At 64.9% G+C, this 4,987-nt stretch carries 3 protein-coding genes; all 3 read right to left on the minus strand.

Annotated elements, in window-relative coordinates:
* Nucleotides 1–94: 94 nt before the first annotated feature.
* Nucleotides 95–433, minus strand: coding sequence for a ferredoxin FdxA (fdxA, locus tag JWQ89_RS14175; RefSeq protein WP_299642041.1), 339 nt, complete (start codon nt 431–433; stop codon nt 95–97).
* A gap of 288 nt (nt 434–721) precedes the next feature.
* Nucleotides 722–1,096, minus strand: coding sequence for an RNA-binding S4 domain-containing protein (locus JWQ89_RS14180; protein WP_299642042.1), 375 nt, complete (start codon nt 1,094–1,096; stop codon nt 722–724).
* A gap of 17 nt (nt 1,097–1,113) precedes the next feature.
* Nucleotides 1,114–4,311, minus strand: coding sequence for a helicase-related protein (locus JWQ89_RS14185; RefSeq protein WP_299642044.1), 3,198 nt, complete (start codon nt 4,309–4,311; stop codon nt 1,114–1,116).
* Nucleotides 4,312–4,987: the final 676 nt, after the last annotated feature.

A 4,987-nucleotide genomic window follows, 5' to 3' on the forward strand; every position in this document is an offset into this window, starting at 1 on the left:
AAAATCAAAAGTTGCGAATCAGCGCTGCCGAAACCCGTTCAGGTTCGGCTCACAAGTGGTTCACGTCAGTGGCAAAGCCGGGGCGAAACCGCGGCTAGTCGCCTTCGCCGGGCTTTTCCGAGAAGTACTTCTCGAACTTGCCCTCGACCCCGTCCCACTCCTTGGCGTCGACCGGCGCCTCCCGCTTTTCCGTGATATTGGGCCAGGCGGACGCAAATTTGCTGTTGATTTCCAGCCACTTGTCCAGCCCGCCCTCAGTGTCCGGCTTGATCGCCTCAGCCGGGCACTCCGGCTCGCACACGCCGCAGTCGATACACTCGTCGGGGTGGATGACGAGCATGTTCTCGCCCTCATAGAAGCAGTCGACAGGACAAACCTCGACGCAGTCCATGTACTTGCACTTAATGCAGTTGTCCGTGACGATATAAGTCATAGCTCGCGAGCGTTCCTGCTCAGTTGGTCGGGCCGCTGGGTCTTTCAGCCGGGCGCGGGCAGACGGGCACCACACCTAGGCCGGTGCTAGCCCTTTTTACCAGTGATCGCAAGGGAGAGGGCAGTCACGCTTTGTCTGATTGCCCGGCTGGTTGGCCAATTTATCCTCTCTCCGCTGGGAGGAGCTAACATCAGCGGGTTGAGACAAGGCCCGGGGAATATTGAGCAGACAAGAGGTGTACAAACTGAACGATATTAGGCCAAAACGTTCAGTCCGTTGACTGGCAGCCTAGTCCTCGCCGTCCCTCAGCCGATCCGTATCCCGCCGTTCCTTCTTCGTCGGCCGGCCGCTACCGGGCTCTCGTCCAGCGTGAACGGCCGGAGCCTCCTCGCGCGGCACGGGCGGTGGGGAGAGGTCTTCGTACAGCAGGGCGGCTTCTGGTGCCGGTCCCCGCCGGGTCCCGGGGTCGAGGATGCGCCAGACCAGTAGGCGGGTATGCACCGTCATGGTCAGCACATCGCCGGCGCCGACCTTATGGTCGGAGCGGTCGGTGCGTTCGGAGTTGACCCTGACGGCGCCGGTCTCGATCAGCTTCTGCGCCAGGGTGCGGGATTTTACCGCACGCGAGAAGAACAGCCACTTGTCGAGCCGCTGCTTCTCCAAGCGCTAGTCCGCCGTATTCATTCGGACTTGGGGTTCCGCAATGCCGCGAGCGCGGCCCAGGGCGAGTTCGGATCGAGCACGGCGGGCTTGCGGTCCTCGCGCGGCCGGTGTTCCTTCCAGTCCTCGCGGGGCTTGTCGAAGCGCTTGCTGCCACCGGGCTTGCCCTTGTTCTCGAAGGGCTTTGCAGGGGCGCCGGGGTTTGGGCGCTGGCCGTCGCGACGGCCCTCGAAACGCGGACGTGGCTTATTGTCAGCACCTTTGTCGGCGCCTTCGGGCGGGCCGGGGCGGCGGAAATTGCGCTGCGGACGCGCGGTCTTCTCGCCTTCAGCCGCCGGGGCCTCGGCGCCGTCGGCGCGCTGGCCACGATTGCGCGGGCCGGCATGGCGCTGGTTGTCTGGCCGGCGGCCGGCCGGGAACCAGATTTCGTCGAATTCGGGCTCGGCGGGCTTGCTCTCTTCGGCGGGGGCGGGAGCGCCAAGAGCCGCGGTCGCGGTCTCAAGTGTCGCGGCTTCGGCGGCCGGAGTGGCCTCCGCGGCGCTGCCCTCGACTGCATCGGCCGCCGCTGCGTTGACCGCCGCTTCTTCGGCGTCCGCGGCAGGCACGTCTGCCGGAGTTTCGGCGACAGGTGCCACTTCGACGGGCGCGGCCTCTACGGACGCGGCTTCAACCGCGGCTGCCTCGATGGGAGTGTCGGTCGCTGCAGCCTCTGCAGGAGCCTCAACCGGCGCAGCCTCAGCCGGCGTGTCAACCGATGCAGTGTCCACGGCGGGTGCTGCCACAACCTTAGGCGTGCGGCGGACGCGATAGCCGAGCGAATTGAGGATCGAGGCGAAATCCTCCCCGGCGGTGCCGAGGAGCGAGGTCATCTCGACCGTGACGCGGAAGCCGTTGCCTTCGGCGGCGCCGGTGGGCAGTTCGCCCTGGTGGGTCACCGGATTGAGGGCGATCAGCGGCCGGATAATGTCGGCGAGACGTTCGAGGATATCGACGCGTACCGCCCTGCGGCCGGCGACCTTGAAGCCCGCCAGTTCGTACAGCTTGGGGTTCACTTCGGGATCGATGAGGAAGCTGGTGCGCCCCGAGAGCACGATATGCGGTAGCTCGCTGACGCCCGGCTGGCGCACGCCGCCATGCTTCAGCGCATAGAGAATCAGCGCCAGTTCGCGCGGCGCCGGCTTCAGGCTCTGCGGCACATAGATGTGGTAGGCGCCGAACTTGACGCCGAGTTTCCTCAGCTTGCCGCGCACATCCTGGTCGAGGCCCTTGACCTCTTCGGCCACTGCGCTGCGCGGCAGGATGCCGAGGTTCTCATAGAGCCGGTAGGCCACGCCACGCGCCGCCCCTTCGAGGTCGGCCGGGGCTTCAAGCGCCAGGACGCTCTCGAGTTGGGTGTTGACGAGGTGGCGGAGCCAGAGGTTCAGCCGGTCCTGCACGCGTTCGAGGTCGGGGCCCGAAAGGCTCTCGTCGGCGAGGATGATGAGCCGCGGGGTGAACAACTGTTCCCCCTCGACGAGGTTGGCGACCACCTGGCCGCGCCAGCGTACATAGCCGTCGGTCGCGAGCACGAACTCTTCGTTCGGCGCCCCGGCGACGCGGTCGGCGCGCTTGGCGATCTCGGGGGCGACGACCTGGCTCGCTGCCGCAGCCACCCCCTTGGCGTCGCCGCCCTCGGACCGGGCTAGGGTGAAACGGAAACCTTCGATGGAGCCGATCAGGTGACCCTCGAGGCTCACTTCGCCGCGGTCGTTGATTTCAGGCGATACCATATGCTTGTCTCTCAGGTGGCGCATCAGCACGCTGGTGCGACGGTCCACGAAGCGTTGCGTCAGACGCTCGTGCAGGGCGTCGCTCAGCCGGTCCTCGATGTCTCGGGTCTTTTCGCGCCAATGTGCGGGGTCTTCAAGCCAGTTCTTGCGGTTCGCGACGAAGGTCCACGTACGGATCTGCTTGATCCGGTTGCTCAGCGTGTCGATGTCGCCTGAGACATTGTCGCAGAACCGCACCTGCTCGGCAATCCAGTCGGCATCCACATGGCCGTGCCGGGTGAGGTCGAGATAGATGCGGGTGATGATCTCGCCGTGCTGCGCCGGCGAGATATCGCGGTAATCGGGGATGCCGCAGCACTCCCAGACGAGCCGCACCGCCGCCTCGCCCTTCGCCGCAGCACCGGCTTCGTTGCGGGCCAGGAACTCCAGCGCATGCTGGTCTGTGGCCACAGGGACGCGGGTCAGCACCTTGACCTTGGGGGCCTGGTCGAGGCTGGCGCGCAAATCCTCGATCGATGAAAAATCCAGCTCGGCGTTGCGCCATTGCACCACGCGCACCGGTTCGAAGTCGTGGCCTTCGAGCCGCTTGATCAGCTCCTCGTCGAAATCGGGCGCGTTGCCGGTGACACCGAAGGTGCCGTTATGCATGTGGCGGCCGGCGCGGCCGGCGATCTGGCCAAACTCGGCCGGGGTCAGCTGCCTCGTCTGGTGGCCGTCGAACTTGTGGTCGTCGGCGAAGGCCACGTGATGGACGTCGAGGTTGAGCCCCATGCCGATGGCATCGGTGGCGACGAGAAAGTCGACATCGCCGTTCTGGTACATGTCGACCTGGGCATTGCGGGTGCGGGGGCTGAGCGCGCCCATCACCACTGCAGCACCGCCACGCTCGCGCCGGATCAGCTCGGCGATGGCATAGACCTGGCTCGCCGAGAACGCGACGATCGCCGAGCGCTTGGGCTGGCGCGAGATCTTCTTCGATCCCGCATAGAGCAGCTCGGAAAAACGTGGCCGATAGATGATCTCGGCGTCGGGCAGCAGCGAACGGATGAGCGGCGCCATGGTGGCTGCGCCAAGCAGCAGGGTCTCGCTGATCCCGCGGGCATGCAGCAGCCGATTGGTGAATACGTGGCCGCGGTCGAAATCGGTCGCCACCTGGATTTCGTCGACCGCCACGCATTCGACCGGTACGTCGAGTGGCATGGCCTCGACGGTGCAGACCCAGTAGCGCGCCTTGGGCGGGACGATCCGCTCCTCGCCGGTCACCAGCGCCACATATTGGGCGCCGATCCGGTCGACCACCTTGTGATAGACCTCGCGGGCCAGCAACCGCAGCGGAAGGCCGATCATTCCCGACCGGTGCGCGAGCATCCGTTCGATGGCGAAGAATGTCTTGCCCGTGTTGGTGGGCCCAAGGATCGCCTTGAGCGAGGAGACGTAAGACGAAGTCATTGCGCTCTATTTAGGTGATCAATCGCCAACAAACGAGTGTCTCGTGGAGGAACAATCCGGGCACAGTTCCCACCCTCACGTTAACCACCGGTACGAACGGGGAACAAACCGGAAAGGAATCGGCTGCGACTCGGAAATCCGCCTTTGTTCACCACTGCATATGGTGGGCGGTTCAGCCTCAAGCCGCTAACCGGACATTGTGCGTGACGGGTCGACCGATTTCCCCCGGATTCGTCTTCAGCGAGGTTGCCGAGAGGTTAATTTTGCCCGTTTTGGCAGCTGAATCAGCCGAGTGTGAACGGCAGGTAAAGCGTTCGGTTGCAAAGATTTTTTGGAGCTTCACAGGTCGCTGCCCGGAACGCCGGGGTGTGGCCTCGCGATCTTGGCAAAATAGCCATTGACCGTACCGGAATGACACGAAGATTTCGGTAACGTTCGATTAACCATGATTTTCGCCGCCCGGCCGGCAGCCCCGCTTTGGAGGCGTGCCGGCACGAGGGGCCACAGGTCTGTTGCCGGTGGTCCGGGGGCGCGAATATCGCGAGGGCAGGGGAGGCCTGCCGTCGCGAGCATCGATCGGAGATTAGGCCGCGCGGCTTGAATGCGTGGTGAGGCGGCCGTTTAGCCGGCATTCATCGCGGCAGGGGCAGCGCCTACTGCTGGAGCTCGGTCAGCA

This window comes from Devosia sp. (assembly GCF_028290645.1).
GTDB lineage: Bacteria > Pseudomonadota > Alphaproteobacteria > Rhizobiales > Devosiaceae > Devosia_A.